Here is a 20,656-nt window from a genome sequence, read left to right as displayed (position 1 = left end):
CTGAAGGAATGACTTGCAAGCAGCCCGAAGCGATAATAACGCTCCGGGCTGCTTTATTATGCCCATTGCGAACGAAATCGCCAACTGCGGGCTTTGTTGACGCTTACATGAGATACCGAATATAATGAGCACTAGTTAACCATACGATCGGTCGCAAGGTTCCACCTCGTTCGCTTGTTCTCTCGGGACAGGAAGACGGGTGGACTTTTTTGATCGGCGTGGCAGAGACATGGCTTGGCGCTTCCGGGCAGGAAGGCTGCGCAGGGGAGGAGACTTCGCGTGGGACGATATGTATTGGCGTTGGATCAAGGCACGACTAGCACTCGGGCGCTGCTCGTCGATCGGCAAGGCTCAATTGTCGCGATGGAGCAGCAGCCGATCGAGCTGAGCTACCCTCACCCCGGGTGGGTCGAGGGCGATGCGGAGCGAATCTGGCAATCGGCGGAGGACGTTATCTCCCGGGTCCTGAAGACGACGTCCATCACGGCGGAAGAGATCGCCGGCATCGGCATCACGAATCAGCGAGAGACGACCGTCGTATGGAACAAGAGGACGGGCGAGCCGATCTATTCCGCGATCGTCTGGCAGTCCCGCCAGACGGAGGAGATCTGCGAGCGGCTGCGGCAGGGCGGCCATGAGAGACTCATTCGGGCGAAGACCGGCCTGCGCATCGATCCGTACTTCTCGGGAAGCAAGCTGGCCTGGATTCTGGAGACCGTCGAAGGCGCACGGGAACAAGCGGATCGCGGAGAGCTGCTGTTCGGCACCGTCGACAGCTGGCTGATCTGGAAGCTGACCGCGGGGAAGCTGCATATCACGGACGGATCGAACGCTTCCCGAACGTTGATGTACAACATCTATGAACGCAAATGGGACGAGGAGCTGCTCGGCCTCTTGGGAGTCCCTCTCTCGATGCTGCCAGAAGTTCGCTCCTCTTCCGAGATTTACGGAGGAACGGAGCCTTCGCTCTTCGGGGGAGTCTCGATTCCGATCGCGGGAGCGGCGGGAGACCAGCAAGCAGCCCTGTTCGGACAAGGCTGCTACGAGCCGGGAACCGTCAAGAATACGTATGGAACCGGATGCTTCATGCTGATGAACACCGGAACGGAAGCCGTCGAGTCGCATTCGGGACTGCTGACGACGATTGCGTGGGAGCTCGACGGCAAGGTCGAATACGCGCTCGAAGGCAGCGTGTTCGTTGCCGGAGCCGCTATCCAGTGGCTCCGCGACGAATTGGAGTTCTTCGACGACGCGGCCAAGTCCGAAGCGATCGCCGAGAAGGCGCAGTCTACCGATGGCGTCTACTTCGTGCCCGCGTTCGTCGGCTTGGGAACCCCTCATTGGAACAGCGACGTCCGCGGCTCGATGTTCGGCCTGACCCGGGGAACGACGAGGGCTCAGCTCGTCCGGGCCGCCTTGGAATCGCTGGCGTATCAGACCAAGGACGTGCTTAAGGCGATGGAGCGCGACTCCGGCGTCCATCTGACCCGTCTCGCCGTCGATGGCGGAGCGGTGAGGAACAACTTCCTTATGCAATTCCAGAGCGATCTTCTGAACGTCTCGGTCAAGAGACCGGAGACGAACGAATCGACCGCCCTTGGCGCCGCTTATCTAGCCGGTCTTGCGGTCGGCTACTGGAGTTCCAGGGACGAACTCCTTCGCTTGCGCAAGGTGGAACGCGAGTTCCAGCCTTCCATGGCGGAAGAGGAACGCTCCAGGCTGTACTCCGGCTGGCTGCGAGCGGTCAAAGCGGCCATTGCTTTCGCCGAATAATGATCCGGAATCGATAAAGCAAAATGAACGGAACGATATTCTTCGTGTATTCTCCCGGGAAGTACGAATGGGCTGCCCGTTTCCCGATCTAGACCTTTAAGATAATCTATGCAGAGCGGCGTTTGAATCTCTTGCTCTCCTATGTCACAATAGAATCGCTAGGAATGCGCTTACTTATACGATCGGAGGTACATATCGAGATGAAGACGATCAAGCTGGGCACAAGCAATCTGGAGGTTCCTGTCGTAGCCGTCGGCTGTATGCGGATCAATTCCCTGGATAAAAAGCAAGCGGAGCAATTCGTTCAGACGGCCTTGGAGGAAGGAGCGAATTTCTTCGATCACGCGGACATTTACGGCACCGGCGCCTGCGAGGAAATCTTCGCGGACGCCATTCAAATGAGCCCTTCCGTTCGCGAGAAGATCATCCTTCAATCGAAGTGCGGCATCCGTCCCGACAAGGGCATGTTCGACTTCTCCAAGGAGCATATTCTGGCATCGGTCGACGGCATCCTGAAGCGCCTTCGCACCGACTATCTGGACGTTCTGCTGCTGCACCGTCCGGATACGCTCGTCGAGCCGGAGGAAGTGGCGGAAGCGTTCGATCAGTTGGAGCAATCGGGCAAGGTGCGCCACTTCGGCGTATCCAACCAGAACCCGATGCAGATTCAACTGCTGAAGAAGTTCGTGAAGCAGCCGCTTATCGCGAATCAGCTGCAGCTTAGCATCACCAACGCGACGATGATCTCCCAAGGCTTCAACGTGAACATGGAGAATGCGTCCGCGGTAAACCGCGACGGCAGCATTCTCGATTACTGCCGCCTGAACGACATCACCATCCAGCCATGGTCTCCGTTCCAATACGGCTTCTTCGAGGGCGTGTTCCTCGGCAGCGAGAAGTTCCCGGAATTGAATAAGAAGATCGACGAGATCGCGGCCAAGTACGAGGTGTCGGGCACGACGATCGCCATCGCCTGGCTGCTTCGCCATCCGGCCAACATGCAGCCGGTTACCGGTACGATGAACGTCCAGCGGCTGAAGGATTGCTGCAGGGCGGCCGACATCCGTCTCACCCGCGAGGAATGGTACGAGATCTTCCGCGCGGCCGGCAACGTTCTTCCGTAAGCTATCTCAAGAAGAAGGGCTCCCTGACGGCAGGGAGCCCTTCTTCTTGTCACTTCTTAGCGCAATTCCATGGTCATGTACTTGCTGTACGGATCGTCCGTGTAGTTCGCGAACGGCCCGCACTCCCGGAAGCCGAAGCTCTCATACAGCCGAACGGCAGGCAGGAACGCTTCCATCGAGCCGGTCTCCAGGCTAAGCCGGGTATAGCCCCGCCGCTTCGCCTCGCCGATAATGTGATTCAAAATGGCTCTCGCGACTCCCTTGCGCAGATGAGGGGTTGCGGTTCGCATCGACTTGAGCTCGCCATGCCGGGGATCCAGCTCTTTAATCGCGCCGCATCCAGCCAAGTCTCCGTCGATCCATGCGCTCCAGAAGGTGATCTCCGGCTTCCGAAGGCCGTCCAAATCGAGGGCGTGCACGCTCTCCGGCGGGGAAGTCTCGTGCATGCTTCGAAGATGCTCTTCCAGTAAAGCCGCCACTTCCGGTCCCCGCAGATCGTCAACCTTGATCTCCATGCTCCCATCCCTTCTCTCTCTCCGAATCAATTAACGATAGTATACGACAGCTTCCGAGGCGAGATCAACAATATGGTATAGTATAGGAAAAGCTCTATTCCCATCCACAACATCCATAATAGAGGGATTCATTGGACTACGAATTCATCGTAGACGCCACCGGCCCGATTTTTCTAATCAAGCGTTTGCACCCGATCGATTAAGCCGTTTCTTTTCCTCACCCCCCCCCTCCTTAGAGCCTCCTAATTCTATCCCGGGCCGTTCGCGGCCAAGCATGAGCTCGGCAAAGGAAAATGCCGTTTTTTGTCGAATTATTAGGACAAAGGACGGATCGTACCAAAATTAGCAAATGCTAAATGTTTCCCAGTACATTTCTAACAATTTTCCGATAATCTGTTTCCGTTACCTCCATCTCACATCTCACTAACATCGGGTGCCCTATGAGAAGATTGGCGAGACGTCATCTGTTTGCAATGCATTCCTATAAAGCTTCCATCGGGCTGTGGATCTTCCTGGCCGGCGCGGCGCTGCTCCTGGACTCGGTCGTCGTGCTGTTCACCCATTCCTACAAGGAACGGCTGACCAAGGAAATCTATAGCGACGCCTCCTTCGAGCTGAAGGCGCATGCCTCCGCCCTTGCCTCCGCGATCGGGAGCAAGCTGGACCTTGCCAAAGGCTTGAAGGCCTTCGCCGTGGAAGAGCTCGCTCATTCCGGCTCCGTCGAACCGGCCCGCTTCGAGACGTTCGCCTCCAACTTCATGAAGGACATACCGGGTATCCGTAACTTCTCGGTTTATCCGGACGGCATCTCGACCATGGTCTACCCCAAGGAAGGCAACGAGGCCATGCTTGGCCTTAATCTATTCCGGCACAAAGACCATTCCGTAAGGGAGAACGCCGAGCGCACCCGACTGGCGGGCCGAATGACGGTGCTCGGCCCTATCGAGTTGGCCCAGGGCGGACAAGGTCTCCTGTCCAGAGAACCGATTTACCTGGAAGGGCGCTTCTGGGGCTTCGTGTCCGTCGTTCTGGATATCCCTTCCATTCTGAAGGAGGCCGACTTATACGATCGGAACAAGGGGATCGAATTCGCCGTGCGGGCCAACGGGCAGATTCTGCTCGGCATTTCCGAGCGCTTCGACAACCCTCCGCTCCGTGAGACCGTCAAGCTGCCGGAAGGCCAATGGGAGATGGCGGCCGTGCCGAGCGCTGCCCGTCTCGATTCCATCGCGTCCAAGATTCGCCTCGTCCAGACGATAGGCTGGTGCTCCATCCTGCTGATTCTGTTCTTCCTCTATTCTCAATTCACCCAGAAAGCTAGGCTCAAGAAGCTTGTCGAGGAACGCACCCACAACCTCGAGGCCGCGAACAAGCAATTGGAGATCACCTACCGGGAGCTTGCGGCAACGGCCTATCAGGACGTAGTAACCAGCTTGCGCAACCGATCCGCGTTCAACGAAGCCCTAACGGTCTGGGACCAGGAACGGCTAGAACGGCAAGAGCGGCAGGAGTCGGCGTCCAAGCTAGCCTTGCTCTACTTGGACATGGATCAGTTCAAAATGATAAACGATACGCTAGGACACAGCTCCGGAGACCAGCTGCTTCGGGAAGTCGGCAGCCGATTGAGCGCCATACTGGAGGAAGAGCAGACTTTGTTCCGCATCGGCGGCGACGAATTCTCGATTCTCCTGCCGAGCTTTGAGAATGCCGGGCAGGTCGAACGCTTCGCCCAGCGGGTGTGCGATCTCTTCGCTCAACCGTTCGTGCTGCGGGAAGCGGAGTACTTCATTACGGCCAGCATCGGAATCGCCTTGTATCCCGATCATGCCCGGAACGGCGCCGAGCTAGTCCGCAATGCCGACATCGCCATGTACCGCGCCAAGGAGGAGGGCAAGAATCAATACCGGTTCTACGATGTAACGCTGGATCCGAGCTCGGAGGAAGCCATCGAGATCGCGAGCTATCTTCGCCGCGCCCTGGAGAAGCAAGAAATCTGCATGCATTATCAGCCGCAGGTCGAAGCCGGCTCCGGCAGGATCATCGGCCTGGAAGCCCTCATCCGCTGGCAGCATCCGAAGAAAGGCCTGATTCCTCCGAACCGGTTCATTCCGATCGCCGAGGAGACCGGGCTGATCCTTCCGATTAGCGAGAAGGTGCTGCATCTCGTCTGCGCCCAGAGCAGGGCCTGGCAGGACGCCGGTCTGCCGCCGGTGCGAATCGCCATCAACTTGTCCGCCCGTCAGTTCTCGCAGAGGGACTTCGCGGTCCGCCTGACGGAGATTGTCGCGGAATACGGGCTCAGCCCATGCTGCCTAGAGCTGGAGATTACCGAGATGATGGCGATGAAGGACGATCTGCAGCCCGTTCTGCTGGAGCTGAAGGATAAGGGCTTCACGCTCTCGATCGATGACTTCGGGGTACAATATTCTTCCCTGAATTACTTGAAGAAGCTGCCGGTCGACAAGATCAAGATCGATCGCTCCTTCGTCAGCGGGATCGCCCGGGACCGCAAGGACGAGGCGATCATCGTCGCCATGCTGCAGATCGCGGACCGGCTCAACCTGACGGTTATCGCGGAGGGGGTGGAAACCAACGAGCAGCTGGAGTTCCTGAGGGGCAACAACTGCCAGGAGATTCAGGGGTTTATTTTCCACAAGCCGCAGCCGGCCGACCAGATCGAAGCTCTGCTGCTGGCGGAGGCAAGGGAGAGCAGGGAGCAAGGGAATTGAAGCGCCGATGAAGGCTAATTAATTTCGCTGTAGGCAGAGGACCAATAGATGACGAATCTCGACAAGTGCGGCCTGCCTCTAGCGTTTGCCGCTACTCAACAATATGGAGTTAGTCTCGGGTGTGACTAATTCGGTGCGTGGCGCGCAACTTGAAACGGAGTTAGTCCCGGGTGGGACTAATTCGGCACGCAGCGCGCAGCTTGATGCAGAGTTATTCTCGGGTGAGACTAATTCGGCACGTTGTACGCAACTTGAAACGGAGTTAGTCTCGGGTGAGACCAATTCGGCGCGCGGTGCGCAGCTTGATGCAGAGTTAGTCTCGGATGAGACCAATTCGGCGCGTGGCGCGCAACTTGAAATGGAGTTAGTCTCGGGTGTGACTAATTCGGCACGTTGTACGCAACTTGAAACGGAGTTAGTCTCGGGTGAGACCAATTCGGCACGTTGTACGCAACTTGAAACGGAGTTAGTCTCGGGTGAGACTAATTCGGCACGTTGTACGCAACTTGAAACGGAGTTAGTCGCGGGTGAGACCAATTCGGCGCGTGGCGCGCAACTTGAAATGGAGTTAGTCGCGGGTGAGACTAATTCGGCACGTTGTACGCAACTTGAAACGGAGTTAGTCGCGGGTGAGACGGATCGCAAACGCAATAAGAGGAGCTGCCCTTAAGTCGGATGACTTCGGGACAGCTCCTCTTGTTGTTCGTTATCGATCCAGAAGACCCCGTAGATACCCCGTCAGCTCCGCCGCGGCTCTCTCGTGGGCTTGCTTTCCCGGGTGCCATCTGGCCCCCACGGTCTCCTCCGTCATGTCCGGAAGCTGGAACACCGACACCTTCCGGTCCCCGGACGCCCTGACGTATTCGCTAACCGCGCGGTGGATCGCCGGCATCATCGGAATGCCGAGCATTCCGTATGCCCAGACGATGTGCGCCTGCGGGTTGTTCCTTCGGAGCTTCGTCAGGAAATTCCGGGCGGCTTCCTCGAAGGCGTTCAGATCCTCCTCGTTGAAGCTGCCGTCCTCGTTCAGGCGCTGCTTGTAGACTCGCCCGGTCGCCGGATCCGTCCAAGCCGCGTTGAAGAACGCCCCTCCGTCGTTCGTCCCGAGGTTCACGACCACGACATCCGGCTGCCAAGCCGCGAAGTCATGGTTCTCGTGCGCGCCGAGCGCCGCGTTCTTCTCCCCAGTCAACAGTCCGCATACCTGCTCGTAATAGTCCGGCAGATTGTTGCGCGGAACGTTATCCCAGCTGGTCATGACGCCCCAACCGCTCTGCGAGAGCACCCGGTAATCCGCATTCAGCGCCGCTGCCGTCCGATACGCATAATTATCGATCGCGCTGAACCACATCGGGATCCAGTCTTCCTCCGGCTTCGCCCCGATGGCGCCTTCGCCGGACGTGATGCTGTCCCCGATGAATTCGATCCTGCGCGGCTTATCTTCCACCGGAAGGAACTCCCCGTCGAACTTCGCGCCGTGGATCCGCAGGGAATGGCTCGGGTCGCCGCTCATCGCCTGAACGTCCTTGACGATCCGCACGTTCTTGACGACTTCCGCGTTCATCCCGCGGAAGACGCACACCCAGCTCTTGCCCTTCTGCACCATCTGGCGGCCGACCGGAGCCGAATTGATCAGAATGCTGATCCAAGGCTCGTACTGGTCGTAGTCGCCCTCGATCTCGATCCACAGTTCGGAGCCCCTCGCGTTGAATTCGACGGCGCTGCCCGTCCAGAATAACGCCAGCGGCGACCGGCCGCCCGCGGTTCTGCCGTGAATCTTCACGTTCTCTATCTCGGATAACTCATAATGGATTAACTTCTCGTTCGCGCTCACCGTATCATCCTCCCTATCAAGAGTATCTCCGCGGGGCGCGCCGGGTCAATCCCTCTTCAGGCTAGACCCGCTTGAACTCGATCCAATCGATCCGAAGGCCCGGCTTGATCGTCGCCAGCTTCAGCTCATACACGCCGGCCTCCAGCTCGACCTTAACCAGCCTCTGCTTGATCCACTTGCCTTCCGTGCCGTTCGTCTGAACGGTCGTCAGCACCTTATCGTTCAGCAAGACGTTGCAGGCGCTCTGGGCCAGCTCCGATTCCGCGGACATGATGCTCACGATCAGCCGGTAGGGTCCCGCGTGTTCGGCACGAATCCGAACGGCACCCGACTCGGAAGGCTGGACTTGCGCGTTTTCCGACAGGAGCTGAGCCCCCGCCGGATCCAGGGAAGGATCCGCCTTGAACCTCTCGACCGTCTCTTGGATCGCTTGATCCCTGGAGAAGACCGGCGCGTTCATGATGAACTCGCAGATGTTCGCGGCGGAGCGCTGCAGCTCGCCTCTTGTCAACGTGCCGGCATCCAGCGATTCAAGCGTATTGTCCTCATAAGCGTTGATCTCCGCGCCGTAGTTGGTGACGACCATGTAAAGGTCGTTCTGCGCGCGAACCATGGCGTTCGTGTACTTGCGGTCCGGCGCCCCGCCCGTGACGCAATCGTTCATGACGGCCCACCAGTCGGTCATGACGATGCCGCGGAAGCCCCATTCGCCGCGAAGGATCGTCGTGTTCAGGTCGTAATTCGAGGCCGCCCAGTGCCCGTTGATCGGGTTGTAGGAGGTCATGATCGAATTCGCGCCTCCCTGCTTGACGGCGATCTCGAAGCCTCTCAGGTAAATCTCGCGCAGCGCGCGTTCGGAGACGACCGCGTTCACCTTGGTGCGGTACTGCTCCTGGTTGTTGCAGGCGAAGTGCTTCAAGGTTGCGTTGGAGCCGCCTCGTTGAATGCCTCTCGTGCAAGCCGCGGCGAATACGCCCGATAGGAACGGATCCTCCGAGAAATACTCGAAGTTGCGCCCGTTGAGCGGGCTCCTGCGAATGTTCATGCCTGGGCCGAGCAAGGTGTCGATCTGGTTGCGGAGGAGTTCCTGACCTTCCATGACATACAACCGCTCGACGAGCTCGGTATCCCATGTCGCCGCCAGAAGGGTGCCGATCGACACCTGGGTCGCCTTCTCTCCGCTGTCCATCCGAATCCCCGACGGCCCGTCCGCCGTGCTGGCTACCGGGATTCCAAGCTTGAGCAAGCCGTCGCTCACCCCGCCGAAGGCCGACGCCGTGCCCGAGGTCACGAGCGGGCTGCTCATTCCCTCTCCCCGGACGATCGTCGCCAGCTCCTCATCGCCCAGTTGGGCGATGAACGCCTCCATGCCGATGCGGCCTTCCTTGACATCCTTGAGCTTATAGCCCCGGTCCCCCGTCTGCTCGAGCGTCTTCGGCAAGCGGCTCTTGATCCGATCCGCCATCGACACTTGGCGAGTCGGCGCCTCTTCGTAGATGAGCTCGTACGTGCCATCGTCCTTGCGGGCGCCCGGCTTCATTCTCGATAGGCCTTGCGTCGGCGCCATCGCCTCTTCCAGCTGTGCCACGACGCGAAGGGAATTCACGATGTACCCGTCTTCTCCGGCCACGCCGACCCCGGTCAGCCGCTTGACGCTGGTTCCCGCATAGAGGCGATAGGTTCCCGCTTCGAGCACGTAGGCGGAACGGTGTCCCGTCGCTCCGGCATCGTCATACGAAGCCATCGAACGGACAGGGAAGCTGACGGTGAGCCGTTGAGACTCTCCCGGCTCAAGCCTCTTGGTCTTGCCGAACGCGGCCAATGCTCTCGCCGGCTTGCCCAGAACGCCCTGCGGCGCTTCGTAATAAACCTGTACGACCTCTTGGCCGGCATAGACGGTTCCCGTATTCGTAACCGTTGCGTCCAGTTCAAGGATTTCTTCTCCTTGCTCGCTCAGCACGAGCCGAGCAGGTTCCGGCTCGACCCGGAAGGTCGTATACGAGAGGCCGAAGCCGAACTCGAATTGCACCCGGTCCGGGCAGAACGTCTCGAAATAACGGTAACCGACATAAATGTCCTCTTGATACAGGCTCGTATGCTCGTGCCCGTAGTTGCGAGTGGATGGATAATCGTCGATGGAGAAGGCGATCGTATCGGTCAGCTTGCCGCTTGGGGTTACCTCTCCGGCGAGAACGTCGGCGATCGCGTTGCCGCCTTCCATGCCTCCGTGCCAAGAATAGATGACGGAAGAGATCGGGTGAACATAGTCTTCGTTCAGCCAGCTCATGTCGATGATATTGGACACGTTCAGCACGACGATCGTCCGGTCGAAGCGCGCCGTCACCTGCTTCAGCATCGCTTTCTCTTCCGGCGTAAGCTGATAGCTTCCCGGCTTGTCGGCGTTGTCCTGATCTTCTCCGGCCGTGCGCCCGATGACGACGATCGCTTTGTTCGACCGGCCTCTCGCCGCCGCGACGAGGTCATCGGTGAGCGGCATCTCCTTCTGGTGCCAAGGCTCGGCCGCCCATCCGCCTCCTCCGTTGTCGAACGGATTCTCCTCGATCCATTTCTCGTACACCGCCGCCAGCTCTTCGTCGACGGCAATGCTCTTCTTGCCGCGCAAGCCGTCCAGCAGGTTGGTCGTATAGGCAACGTGGACGCTCCCTCCGGAGCCGGTGCCGCTGCGGTAGTAATTCACTTGAATCCGTCCGAAAATAGCGACGCGGTCCCCCGACTGCAGCGGAAGAGCCCGGTTCTCGTTCTTGAGCAGGACCGCCCCTTGCGCGGCTGCCGTCCGGCTGAATTCCGCGAAGCCTTCCAATGGTACTCCGATCAAAGATGCGCTCATTGCAATTCCTCCTTAGGTAGTTGGTTTTCCTTGGCATCCGAGACGTGCTTGACCGAGCCTCCTTCGATCAATCGAACGTAGACCCGCTCCGTCTCCACCGGCTCTCCGGCGATCATCTTCATCATCTGTTCGGCGGCGAGGGCGCCCCACTTCGTCATCGAATAATCGATCGTGGCGAGCCTCGGACGAATGTACTGGCCCAGCTCGATGTTATCGAAGCCGACCAATCGGATGTGCTCGCCGATCCGAAGCGAAGTGCGGGTCTCCAGGTACTCGTACAAGCCGATGGCCATCTCGTCATTCAAGCAGAAGACGCCCGCGGGACGATCGTAATCCTCTTCGATTCGGGCTCCCGCCTCATATCCCGCATTCTTGTGGAAAGTGCCCGGAAGCAGCGTGACTTCGACTTCCGGCACGCGGTCCGCCGCCTGCTGAACGGCGCGCATGCGCTGCCAGGCGTCGTAAGAGCCTTCCGGCCCCCCGACGACATAGATCCGTTCAAGGCCTTGATCGATGAGGTATTCCATGGCTAACGTCGCTCCAGCCTTATTGTCCAGAAGCACCTGATTGATGTTAGGATGCATCAGCTCCCGGTCCAGCACGACCAGCCGGTGGCCTCGGTCCGCGAATTGGAGCAGTTCCTCATCGGTAAAATCCGCGTCGAGAACGATGGCGCCGTCGAACGTTCTCTCCGGGATCAGCCGATGCGAGCGGCTGCCGCTGCACACGATCAGGTCATATCCTCTCCGGCTGAGCTCGTCCTTTACTCCCTGAAGCAGATTCCCGTAGAAATGGCCGCCATAATTCGTCAGGTACATCCCGATGAGCATCGATTCCCGCTTCTTGAGCCTCCGCGCCGCTCCGTGCGGGACATACCCCATCTCGTCGGCCAAAGCCAGAATGCGTTCCGCCGTCTCTCTCGTAATCCTGTCGCTTCCGTTCAACGCATAGGAAACGGTCGAGATCGAGACGCCGGCCCTCTTCGCGATATCCTTGATGCTGATCACGTAAGCTCACCTCCTTGCGCTAGAGAGGATGAACCCCTCTATTGCTGAAACGTTTCTACAATCCTAGTAAAGCGTTTTCCTTTCTTCTTGGAAATCGTTTTTCTAAGTTCCGATTGTTTAAATTTAATGCAAAATCGCATAAATAGCAACTAAAATGAGCGTTTGACGGGATGGGGAGGCAGATTTATAATCATCGTAGAAACGTTTCGACAGAAATGATCCGATCGAGATGGAAAGAAGGGATTAACCGATGTCCAATACCAATACGCCCGCTCCCGGCGCTGCTCGGGAGAAGCTTACCCCGCAAGAGTATCTTGCGCGAATGACGCTGGAGGAGAAGGTCGATCAGCTGATCCAGCTTGCCGTCCCCTTCTTCGAAGGAGCTTCCGATGCCGGCCAGATCACCGGGCCGATGGCCTCGCTCGGAATTACGGAGCAGACGGTCCATAACGCCGGATCGGTGCTTGGCATGGCCGGCGCGCAGGAGACGATCAACGTCCAGCGAGCGCATCTCGAGAGGAACCGGCTCGGCATTCCCCTGCTGATGATGGCCGATATCGTCCATGGCTTCAAGACCATCTTCCCGGTGCCGCTCGCGATCGGTTGCTCCTGGGATCTGGAGCTCGCGGAACGAAGCGCGGAGATCGCCGCCAAGGAAGCGGCCGTATCCGGCGTCCACGTCACCTTCGCGCCGATGGTCGATCTTGTCCGCGACCCTCGTTGGGGCCGGGTCATGGAATCGACGGGAGAGGATCCTTACCTGAACGCGGAGTTCGGAAGAGCCTTCGTCCGCGGCTTCCAAGGAGCCGATCTGGCCGGCGATCCCGACCGCGTCGCCGCTTGCGTGAAGCACTTCGCGGCTTACGGCGCGGCCGAAGCCGGCCGGGATTACAACACGGTCGACTTGTCCGAGCGCCAGCTTCGGGAGTTCTATCTGCCTGCCTACAAGGCTGCTCTCGACGAAGGCTGCGAGATGGTCATGACGTCCTTCAATACCGTGGAAGGCGTCCCTTCCACCGGCAATGCCAAGCTGATGCGCAACCTTCTGCGGGAAGAATGGGGCTTCGACGGCGTCCTTATCTCCGACTGGGGCGCGGTGAAGGAGCTTATTCCCCACGGCGTCGCCGCGGACGAGGCGGAAGCGGCTCTCAAGTCGTTAAAGGCCGGAGTCGACATCGAGATGATGACCGCTTGCTATACGCACCACTTGGCCGATCTGATCGGCAAGGGCGAAGTGGAAGAGGCCCTTCTCGACGAAGCTGTGCTGCGTATCCTTCAGCTTAAGGAGAAGCTCGGGCTGTTCGACAATCCGTACCGCGCCGCCGATCCGGAGCGCGAGAAGGAGATCGTGTTCAGCGCCGAGCATCGCGAGGCGGCGAGAGAACTGGCGCGCAAGTCCAGCGTGCTCTTGAAGAACGACGGCCTCCTGCCGCTTAAACCTTCCCAGCGCATTGCGGTCATCGGGCCGTTCTCCCGTAGCGGCGACCTGCTCGGCCCATGGTCCTGGACCGGTTCTTCGGATGCCGTTGTCCGGCTGTCCGAAGCGATCCGCGGCAAGCTGTCCGATCCGGCAAGCCTGACCGTTGCCGACGGATGCGGCATCGAGAGCGTGACGGAAGAGCAACTGGCGGAAGCCGTCGAAGCGGCTCGCAACGCCGACGCGATCGTGCTGGCGCTCGGCGAGAACTCCGACATGAGCGGAGAAGCCGGCTGCCGGGCGGACATCCGCTTGCCGGAAGCACAGCTCGAGCTGATCCGCCGCGTCCGGCGGTTGGGCAAGCCGTTCGCGGCGGTGCTGTTCAACGGCCGTCCGCTCGACCTGCACGGCGTCTTCGAGGAAGCGAACGCCGTACTGGAAGCCTGGTTCCCAGGCTCCGAGGGAGGGCTCGCGATCGCCGACCTGCTCTTCGGCGACGTCAATCCTTCCGGACGCCTGACGATGTCGTTCCCGTTCAGCGTCGGCCAGGTACCGGTCTACTACAACGCCTTCAATACCGGACGGCCGCAAGGCGCTCCGGATGCGCAGGTCCGTTATGTGTCGCAGTACCTCGACATCCCGAACGAGCCGCTGCTGCCTTTCGGCTTCGGACTTAGCTATACCGCCTTCGAATACGGCCAGGCCGAACTGTCGTCGGACACGATGACCCCGGACCGGCCGCTGACCGTCACCGTTCGCGTGACCAACGCGGGCAGCACCGCCGGCGTCGAGACCGTGCAGCTTTACGTGCGCGACCTCTCCGGCGAAGTCGTGCGTCCGGTGAAGGAGCTCAAGGATTACCGTCAAGTGACGCTGCAGCCGGGCGAGAGCCAGGTCGTTCGCTTCGAGATTCGCGAGGAGCAGCTTCGCTATTACCATTCCGATCTGTCGCACTCCAGCGACGCGGGTACCTTCCACGCCTTCGTCGGCTCCAACAGCCGCGACAATGCCGTTCTCCCGTTCCGTCTGGCTAAATAACTGGCAGCATCCTAGAGAATGGGGCCGCCCATAAGGAATTAACTTATGGGACGGCCCTATTCTTTATATAGAAAGAGGGCTGTCTCTCCGTCATAAAGACGTCTGAGACAGCCCTCTTGCCCGCGCTAGCGGTTACGCATATACCTCTATGATCGTGCTGCCCTCCGTGCGATGGGCTTCAATCTCGGAACGCTTGATCCTCAGGCCGCCCGTACGGTAAGGGTTGCTCATTCGTTCCGCCTCAAGCTCCTTGCCCGCGATCGCCACGGATCCGACGATGCCGTCCTTGATGCGGTAGACGAAGGAGATCGGCTTCCCGCCGTACTCGAAGTCGAATCGGGTTCCGTCCAACTCGGCAGGCAGGACCGGATCGACGATCAGGTCGCCCTCTTCCTCCCGAATGCCGAGAACGTTCGAGATGAGCTGGTTCATGTAGATCCCCGGACCGCTGGAATAGATTCTCCAACCGCCCTTAACGGCCACCGTGCCGTCGCGCAGCTCGTCGAAGCGCTCCTGCGCTTCGTAACGCGTCTTGAACTTGCCGTCCGAGCTGCTGAAGTACGCGTTGCTCTGGCGCAGCTCCGCGTTCGGCACGACTTCGCGGATGCCGATCGGATTGATGACCTCCAGGTTGCGCCAAGTCTGGTCCCGCTTCCCGATCTTGGCCATCGCTTCGATATAGCGGATATGGGCGTGCACGTACTGCAAGCCGATCTCGCGGCCGAAGTTCGACGCCTGCTCCGCGCGCTTAAAGTGGACGCTGACGCCGCCGACATATTGTGCCGGGCGATTCATCAGACGCACGCCGTCCGGGCAATAGAGCTTCTCTTGAATGATCTCGTAATGGGCTTGCATCTGTTCCGGCGTCAACAGCTCGCCGATCATGCTTCGGGTCATCGGCAGCAGGCGGTACTGGATGCCGGTCTCCTCATCGGTCGGATGAAGCATGAGCTTGGCTGCCTTCGGATCCTCGAAGTAGAGGAAGCCCGGAATAACGTCCGTCCCCAGAATATGACGGTTAAAGTCGGTCTTGATGCCTTCCGCAAGCTGCCCCAGCTCGGCCGACCAGACAGCGTCCTGCTCCGCGAGCACTTGCGACAGCGTATGGATCGTCTGATAGGTAAGCGCCACGGTCCAACTGCTGACCATATACTTCTTCAGCTGGGCGTTGGCCGGCTGAAGCGTATCGTCCCAGTCCCCGTCGCCGTATGCCGATAAGTGCGTGTCATGCAGGAAGTGAGTCCGGATATAGTTCAATTCCTTCAACGCGTGATCCCGAACGGAAGCCGTCGACTCCGTAAAGCCGAATCCTTCCTTGGCGGTGTAAGGAACCTGTTCCTCGAGAATGCCGAAGTCTCCGGTTGCCTTCAGATAGTCCGCCAGCACCTTAAGCGGCCATACGATGATGTCGCCATGGCTCTCCTCCTGCTGGATCTTCGCGTATTTATCGAACATGAACCATTGAGGCCAGTTGCCGTCTTCCGCGTATTGATGGCTGAAGACGGTGAGCAGAACGTCGCGGATCTGCCGGTATTGATGGGTCGCGAGAAAATACTCCACGGGCCCTTGGCACACGTCTCTCGTGCCCCAAGCCGCGCCGCCGTACTGCTCAAGCCCATGAGGAACGGAGTAGTGGACCAGCATGTTGTGGGTATACCACCATGCCAGCGCGTTCATCTTGAACAGCCGATCGGAAACCCGGCCTTCTCTTGAGAGCTTGAACCCGTTCATGACTCCCGCATAGAAAGTCCGATACCGCTCGATCTCCGCGTCGGCACTGCGTTGCGCAACCGGAGGCTTCCCTCCGTTCAGCAGCCCCTGATGGGTTAATGTCCACTCCGCGCTAGGCGCCAGCTCCATCACGACAAGGGAAGCGCTCCCTTGAACGGGACCGTCGGCCAGAAGCCTCTCGTCTCCCAGCTTATAGGTCGTCCCGTCCAGCTGCATTCGGTAGGCGAGCTCGGGATAGGTCTCGGCGCTAAGCAGCGATCCTTCCGGCCGGAAAGTGAGCGCACCCGTCCGTTCATCGAGTTCCATTCGGAACGGAACCTCATATTCGACCACATGCATGGAGATCTGGTTGGTCACGAGATAGCGATAAGGAGCGCCGCTTTGAGATTGGACGTGCAGGCGAACTTCGGGGGAATCGACGGTCGTGAAGTTGGTGATGACCCACGTCTCCGACTCGGTCTTGTAGAACCAGCGAACGTAGTTGAAGCCGATCTCGAGCCAGGAGGGCATCGTCAGCAGGCGATAGCGACCATCCGCTTCTACGTAGATGCGCTGGCCCGCGGTCTTCGGAATGTTGAGCGCGCTTCGGGCATTGGTCATCATCTTGTTCAAGTTCGTATTGCCGACGACCAGATGGGAGTTGAAAATACCGTACATATAGGAGGTAGTCGTGACGACCTCGGGATTCTGGCGAGCATTGTCGCCGCTCATCAGAATATGGCCATGGGGCCGCTCGACAAGAAGCTCTTTGCCCTTCAGTACGACGTGCTCGTAGCTGTCTGTGAAGAAGGCGAGCAAGCTGCCGTTCTCCCGTTCCTCCTGGCGCCGGTTCGGATACCGGAGCTCCAGCTCTTCCGCGCCGATCGCCAGCGTCCGGAGCGGCTGCCCGATCTTGGACGAGATCCGGATCGGCTCTTCCCACGCCGCGTTTCCTTCTGCAGGCGAAGGTTCGGAGGCTGCTTCTAGCTCTTCCCAAGCCTTCCGGACGACCTCCTTGTTCTCGAGGCTGCCAACCGCATCGGGATGATGATCCCGGAACAGGCCGTAGAAAACGAACCGGGATTCTTGCTCCCGGCTTGCCTTGCCGGACTGAAGCGCCGTAAAGGCGAATTCATATTGGTAGATCTCGTTCGGCAGATGCTCCCGCTGCAAAGCCTCCGGCTGATTGGTCTCCTTATAAGAGAGGCCGAAGAATTGGAAGCCGTCCGTGGAATAGCCTTCCGCCTTCGTCAGCGATCCCTGCTGGAGATAAGGGAATCGACCGCCTTGGGGCTGATTCTGCCGAGAGCATACGACAAATCCGAGCTCGTCGTCCTCGTAGACCGAATGGTCGATGTACTGGGACACGTAAGCTTCGTTCGTGCGGACCGCGCCCGGATCGGCAAGGCCGATATCCTGCGTATAGATAACGTCGGCCGCCGCTTCGCTGCCCGACATCCGAACCTCCCAGAACCACATCCCCTGTTCCGCCAGGGAGAATCGGACCTCATAGGAGATCGCCTTTTTCATCTCGGCGACGGGCGCGATCTCCCCTTTCCAGACCAATCGATCGCCGAAGCGGCCAAATCGGCTTGCCGAACGAATGCCCAGCAGCGGATAGGAGCGAATGCCTTCCTTCAGAAATAACCTGATATATAGATTGCCAAGAGCGCCGTCAAGCGGATTGCTCATGAGCTGGTTGATCATCGTCGTGCCGCCAACCGCTTCATACAGCTCGCCGCTGTTCAGGAAGGCAAACCTCAAATCGCCCTTCCGCAGCGTAAGTTTCGACTCGGGTGCCATAGTCAATGTTGTCATGGTATTCTCACTTCCTAATCTATTGCTGCCTAACCGATTCCCTCTCGATTAACTCGACCCTTAATTTATAAGAAAGGTTCACTTCCTCGCCGTTCAGCATCTGGAACAGCAGATGCCCGGCTAGGGAACCCGATTCATGCATCGGTTGACGGATTGTCGTCAGCTTCGGGTTCAAGTACTCCGCCAATTGAATATCGTCGAATCCGATGACGGAGACGTCGTCCGGCACGGTCAACGCGCCCTCTTCCATCGCCTTGATGCCCCCGATCGCCATCTCGTCGTTGCCATAGAAGACAGCCGAGGGAAGCTCCCCTTGCATCATCATCATCTTCGTGGCCTTATAGCCGCCGTCGCGCGTAAAATTGCCGCTAAGCTTCCACTTCGACTTCTCTTCGAGTCCGGCTTCCTTCATTGCCAGCTGATAACCTCGATAACGAAGCGCGTTATCGAAGGAATTGGACGGGCCGCTGATATAAGCGATCGAGCGATGACCCTTGTCGATCAGGTAGCGCGTAGCCGTATAGCCGCCCATCTCGCCGTCGACGATGACGCTGATCAAGCCTTCCCCGGAAGTCATCCGATCCATGACGACGATAGGGAAGCCCGAATTCGCGGAGGTAAAAAGAATCTCGTCCGTGATATTGTGAGCGAGAACGATAGCGCCATCCACTCTCTTCTCGCGCAGAAATTTAACCGCCGTGGAGTTCTTGCCGCCTAGCGAACTGCACGCGATCAGGTCGTAGCCATGAGAGAGCGCGACGTCCTGCACGCTGCGGATCAATTCCGAATAGAAAGGACCAGACAAGTCCGTCAAGATCAAGGCGATGGTATTCGTGCGGCTGCGTTTTAAATCCATGGCGAAGCCATTCTTGCTGTAATTGAGTTGCCTGGCTGCCTCAAGGACTTTCTCCTTTGTCTTAGGGCTGACTTTACTGTCTCCGTTCAATGCATAAGAAGCAGTCGATAGAGCAACTCCGGCCAACTTTGCCACGTCTTTAATCGTAGCCATCCAAGCCTCAATCCTTTCCAAACCGTTACTTTGCTACTACTTTTCTACTATATCTATTTCATCCCGGAGATGGTATATCCTTCTATGATGTGCTTCTGGAAGAAGGCGAAAATGATGATGATAGGAACGACCATGAACGCCGCGCCCGCCATCTGCAGGCCGAACTCCGAAGAATATTGGCCTTTAAGCAAGGACAGCCCTACCGAAAGGGTGTACAGCTTCTCGTCGTTGGCGACGATGAGCGGCCACAAGAAGCTGTTCCATGCGGCGATGAAGGTCAGAATTCCTTGTACGGCAAGCACCGGCTTGACGATCGGCAGGATCAGAATGAAGAAGATCTTCAATTCGCCCGCTCCGTCGAGACGAATCGCCTCGATCAAGTCCGTCGGAATCGTCTGCATGAACTGCCTGAACAGGAAGATTCCGAACGCTCCGACCAGGCCGGGCAGCACGACTCCCGCCATCGTGTTCACGAGATGAAGCTTGTTCACGATCAGATAAGTTGGGATCATCGTGACTTGGCTCGGGATCATCATCGTCGCCAGGATGAGCAAGAAGAACTTGTTTTTCCCCGGAAACTCGAACTTGGCGAACGCGTATCCGGCGATTGCATTCAGGAGCAAGCCGACGAACGACCAGACTACGATCCACAGGGTGTTTTTCAAATAAACCAGAAAGTCCATCTTGACGAACAAATCCGTGTAATTCTTGAAAGTAGGGTGATTCGGAATGATCGTCGGCGGTATGATCGTAAACTCGTTCTCGGGCTTAAACGAAGAGCCGATCATCCATATAAAAGGAACCATCATGAGAATCCCGCCAATCACCAACAAGGCGATCATGATGCTTTTCTCCACTTTCTTTAACGCCATGCTTTGTCCCTCCTCGACCGGTCCGCCCTCCGATTCCTCCATCGGAGATGCCTCTTAATATTCGACTTCCTTCTTGCGCACCGCGAACTGAACGATCGTCGCTATGATGATGATAATGAACAGAACGAACGAGCCTGACGCGGCATAGCCGAAGTTGTTAAGCTGGAAGCCGTTGTTGTAGATGAAGAGAGCCATGGACATCGTGGCGTTCAGCGGGCCGCCCTTGGTCATGACGAACGGTTCTTCGAAGAATTGAATCCAGCCGATCAGTGTCGTAATCGTGACGAAGAAGGTCGCGAAGCCGAGCAGCGGAACCGTAATGTAACGGAGCTTCTTCCAGCCGGTAGCGCCGTCGAGCTCGGCGGCTTCGTAATAATCGCGCGGAATGCCTTGAAGCGCCGCCAGGAAAATGATCATGTTCAAGCCGAGAGCCTTCCAGAGCGCGAGAAGGATTAAGCTCACCTTGGCAAGCGAAGGATCCAGCAGCCATTGCTGCTCCGGAATGCCGAACCAGGAGAGCACATAGTTGAAGAGCCCGTAGTTGCTGTTGTACAGATAGCCCCACACCACGGCCACGGCCACGATATTGGTGATGGACGGCAAGTAATAAACGAGGCGGAAGGTCTTAAACAGCCAGCCCGTTCCATAGTTGAGCAGCAGCGCGATCGCCATCGACAGAATCACGACAAGCGGAACCCCGATGACGACGTAAATGGCCGTGTTATAGATGGACTTCAGGAACACGGGATCCTTGAACAGGTCGATGTAATTGGAGAATCCGACCCCTTTGATATGCGAATAGTCGGCCAGTCCGATCAGGTCCATATCCGTGAAGCTGATGATCAACGCCACGATGATAGGCACGACCGAAAATACCGTAAGCAGGATGATGACCGGAGCGATAAACATATAAGGGTATTTGTACTTGCTCCAGCCTCTCGCGAGCTCCTTCATCCTTCCTC

The 20,656-nt window shown here is 58.2% G+C and carries 12 protein-coding genes; 4 read left to right on the top strand and 8 right to left on the bottom strand.

Translation table 11 applies throughout. The features are described 5' to 3' along the window. The first annotated feature begins 279 nt into the window (after nucleotides 1–279). Both glpK and ELR57_RS01280 read left to right on the top strand, forming a co-directional pair. Nucleotides 280–1,773 carry a glycerol kinase GlpK gene (gene glpK, locus ELR57_RS01285; protein WP_126956456.1) on the top strand — a complete coding sequence of 498 codons (1,494 nt, stop codon included), beginning with the start codon at nucleotides 280–282 and terminating at the stop codon, nucleotides 1,771–1,773. 200 nt (nucleotides 1,774–1,973) lie between these two features. After that, the gene (locus ELR57_RS01280; protein WP_126956454.1) at nucleotides 1,974–2,897 is read left to right on the top strand and encodes an aldo/keto reductase; all 924 of its coding nucleotides are present in this window, start codon (nucleotides 1,974–1,976) and stop codon (nucleotides 2,895–2,897) included. A gap of 56 nt (nucleotides 2,898–2,953) precedes the next feature. On the opposite strand, the gene ELR57_RS01275 is transcribed toward ELR57_RS01280, so the two are convergent. After that, complete coding sequence (locus ELR57_RS01275; protein WP_126956452.1) at nucleotides 2,954–3,412, bottom strand: GNAT family N-acetyltransferase; 459 nt, start codon at nucleotides 3,410–3,412, stop codon at nucleotides 2,954–2,956. Between the two features lie 473 nt (nucleotides 3,413–3,885). On the opposite strand from ELR57_RS01275, the gene ELR57_RS01270 reads away from it, so the two are divergent. Beyond that, nucleotides 3,886–6,141: a putative bifunctional diguanylate cyclase/phosphodiesterase gene (locus tag ELR57_RS01270; RefSeq protein WP_158629891.1), complete on the top strand. Its 2,256-nt coding sequence runs from the start codon at nucleotides 3,886–3,888 to the stop codon at nucleotides 6,139–6,141. Between the two features lie 706 nt (nucleotides 6,142–6,847). On the opposite strand, the gene ELR57_RS01265 is transcribed toward ELR57_RS01270, so the two are convergent. From ELR57_RS01265 to ELR57_RS01255, 3 genes are all read right to left on the bottom strand, one after another. Further along, nucleotides 6,848–7,975 (bottom strand): SGNH/GDSL hydrolase family protein, encoded by a 1,128-nt coding sequence (locus tag ELR57_RS01265; RefSeq protein ID WP_126956448.1) that lies wholly within the window; start codon nucleotides 7,973–7,975, stop codon nucleotides 6,848–6,850. Nucleotides 7,976–8,036: 61 nt separating this feature from the next. After that, nucleotides 8,037–10,823, bottom strand: coding sequence for a glycoside hydrolase family 3 C-terminal domain-containing protein (locus ELR57_RS01260; RefSeq protein WP_126956446.1), 2,787 nt, complete (start codon nucleotides 10,821–10,823; stop codon nucleotides 8,037–8,039). Next, nucleotides 10,820–11,830: a LacI family DNA-binding transcriptional regulator gene (locus ELR57_RS01255; protein ID WP_126956444.1), complete on the bottom strand. Its 1,011-nt coding sequence runs from the start codon at nucleotides 11,828–11,830 to the stop codon at nucleotides 10,820–10,822. The genes ELR57_RS01260 and ELR57_RS01255 overlap by 4 nt, the downstream gene beginning before the upstream one ends. A 322-nt stretch (nucleotides 11,831–12,152) precedes the next feature. Between ELR57_RS01255 and ELR57_RS01250 the strand changes: the two genes are divergently transcribed. Continuing rightward, entirely contained in the window at nucleotides 12,153–14,285 is a 2,133-nt protein-coding gene (locus ELR57_RS01250) for a glycoside hydrolase family 3 N-terminal domain-containing protein (protein WP_370452176.1), read from the top strand. A 132-nt stretch (nucleotides 14,286–14,417) separates the two neighbouring features. Here the strand turns inward: ELR57_RS01250 and ELR57_RS01245 are convergent, their stop codons facing one another. The 4 genes from ELR57_RS01245 to ELR57_RS01230 are packed head-to-tail and all read right to left on the bottom strand — an operon-like array spanning nucleotide 14,418 to nucleotide 20,648. Continuing rightward, nucleotides 14,418–17,813 carry a GH36-type glycosyl hydrolase domain-containing protein gene (locus ELR57_RS01245; RefSeq protein WP_126956440.1) on the bottom strand — a complete coding sequence of 1,132 codons (3,396 nt, stop codon included), beginning with the start codon at nucleotides 17,811–17,813 and terminating at the stop codon, nucleotides 14,418–14,420. Nucleotides 17,814–17,832: 19 nt separating this feature from the next. Next, complete coding sequence (locus ELR57_RS01240) at nucleotides 17,833–18,822, bottom strand: LacI family DNA-binding transcriptional regulator (RefSeq protein ID WP_126956438.1); 990 nt, start codon at nucleotides 18,820–18,822, stop codon at nucleotides 17,833–17,835. Between the two features lie 53 nt (nucleotides 18,823–18,875). Then, entirely contained in the window at nucleotides 18,876–19,694 is an 819-nt protein-coding gene (locus ELR57_RS01235) for a carbohydrate ABC transporter permease (RefSeq protein ID WP_126956871.1), read from the bottom strand. Nucleotides 19,695–19,748: 54 nt separating this feature from the next. Then, a complete protein-coding gene (locus ELR57_RS01230; RefSeq protein ID WP_126956436.1) occupies nucleotides 19,749–20,648 on the bottom strand; it encodes a carbohydrate ABC transporter permease in 900 nt (299 codons plus the stop codon). Between the last annotated feature and the right edge of the window lie 8 nt (nucleotides 20,649–20,656).

Origin of the sequence: Cohnella sp. AR92, from assembly GCF_003990975.1 — a bacterium.
In the GTDB taxonomy this organism is placed as follows: domain Bacteria; phylum Bacillota; class Bacilli; order Paenibacillales; family Paenibacillaceae; genus Cohnella.
Note: the sequence above shows the minus strand (reverse complement) of the source record. Positions and strands in the feature narration are given on the sequence as shown.

Bases quoted from the DNA above. Each gene is read 5' to 3' on its own strand.
- ELR57_RS01280 (WP_126956454.1), top strand. From the start codon at position 1,974: ATGAAGACGATCAAGCTGGGCACAAGCAATCTGGAGGTTCCTGTCGTA.
- ELR57_RS01275 (WP_126956452.1), bottom strand. From the start codon at position 3,412: ATGGAGATCAAGGTTGACGATCTGCGGGGACCGGAAGTGGCGGCTTTA.
- ELR57_RS01270 (WP_158629891.1), top strand. From the start codon at position 3,886: ATGCATTCCTATAAAGCTTCCATCGGGCTGTGGATCTTCCTGGCCGGC.
- ELR57_RS01260 (WP_126956446.1), bottom strand. From the start codon at position 10,823: ATGAGCGCATCTTTGATCGGAGTACCATTGGAAGGCTTCGCGGAATTC.
- ELR57_RS01250 (WP_370452176.1), top strand. From the start codon at position 12,153: ATGACGCTGGAGGAGAAGGTCGATCAGCTGATCCAGCTTGCCGTCCCC.
- ELR57_RS01245 (WP_126956440.1), bottom strand. From the start codon at position 17,813: ATGACAACATTGACTATGGCACCCGAGTCGAAACTTACGCTGCGGAAG.
- ELR57_RS01240 (WP_126956438.1), bottom strand. From the start codon at position 18,822: ATGGCTACGATTAAAGACGTGGCAAAGTTGGCCGGAGTTGCTCTATCG.
- ELR57_RS01235 (WP_126956871.1), bottom strand. From the start codon at position 19,694: ATGGCGTTAAAGAAAGTGGAGAAAAGCATCATGATCGCCTTGTTGGTG.
- ELR57_RS01230 (WP_126956436.1), bottom strand. From the start codon at position 20,648: ATGAAGGAGCTCGCGAGAGGCTGGAGCAAGTACAAATACCCTTATATG.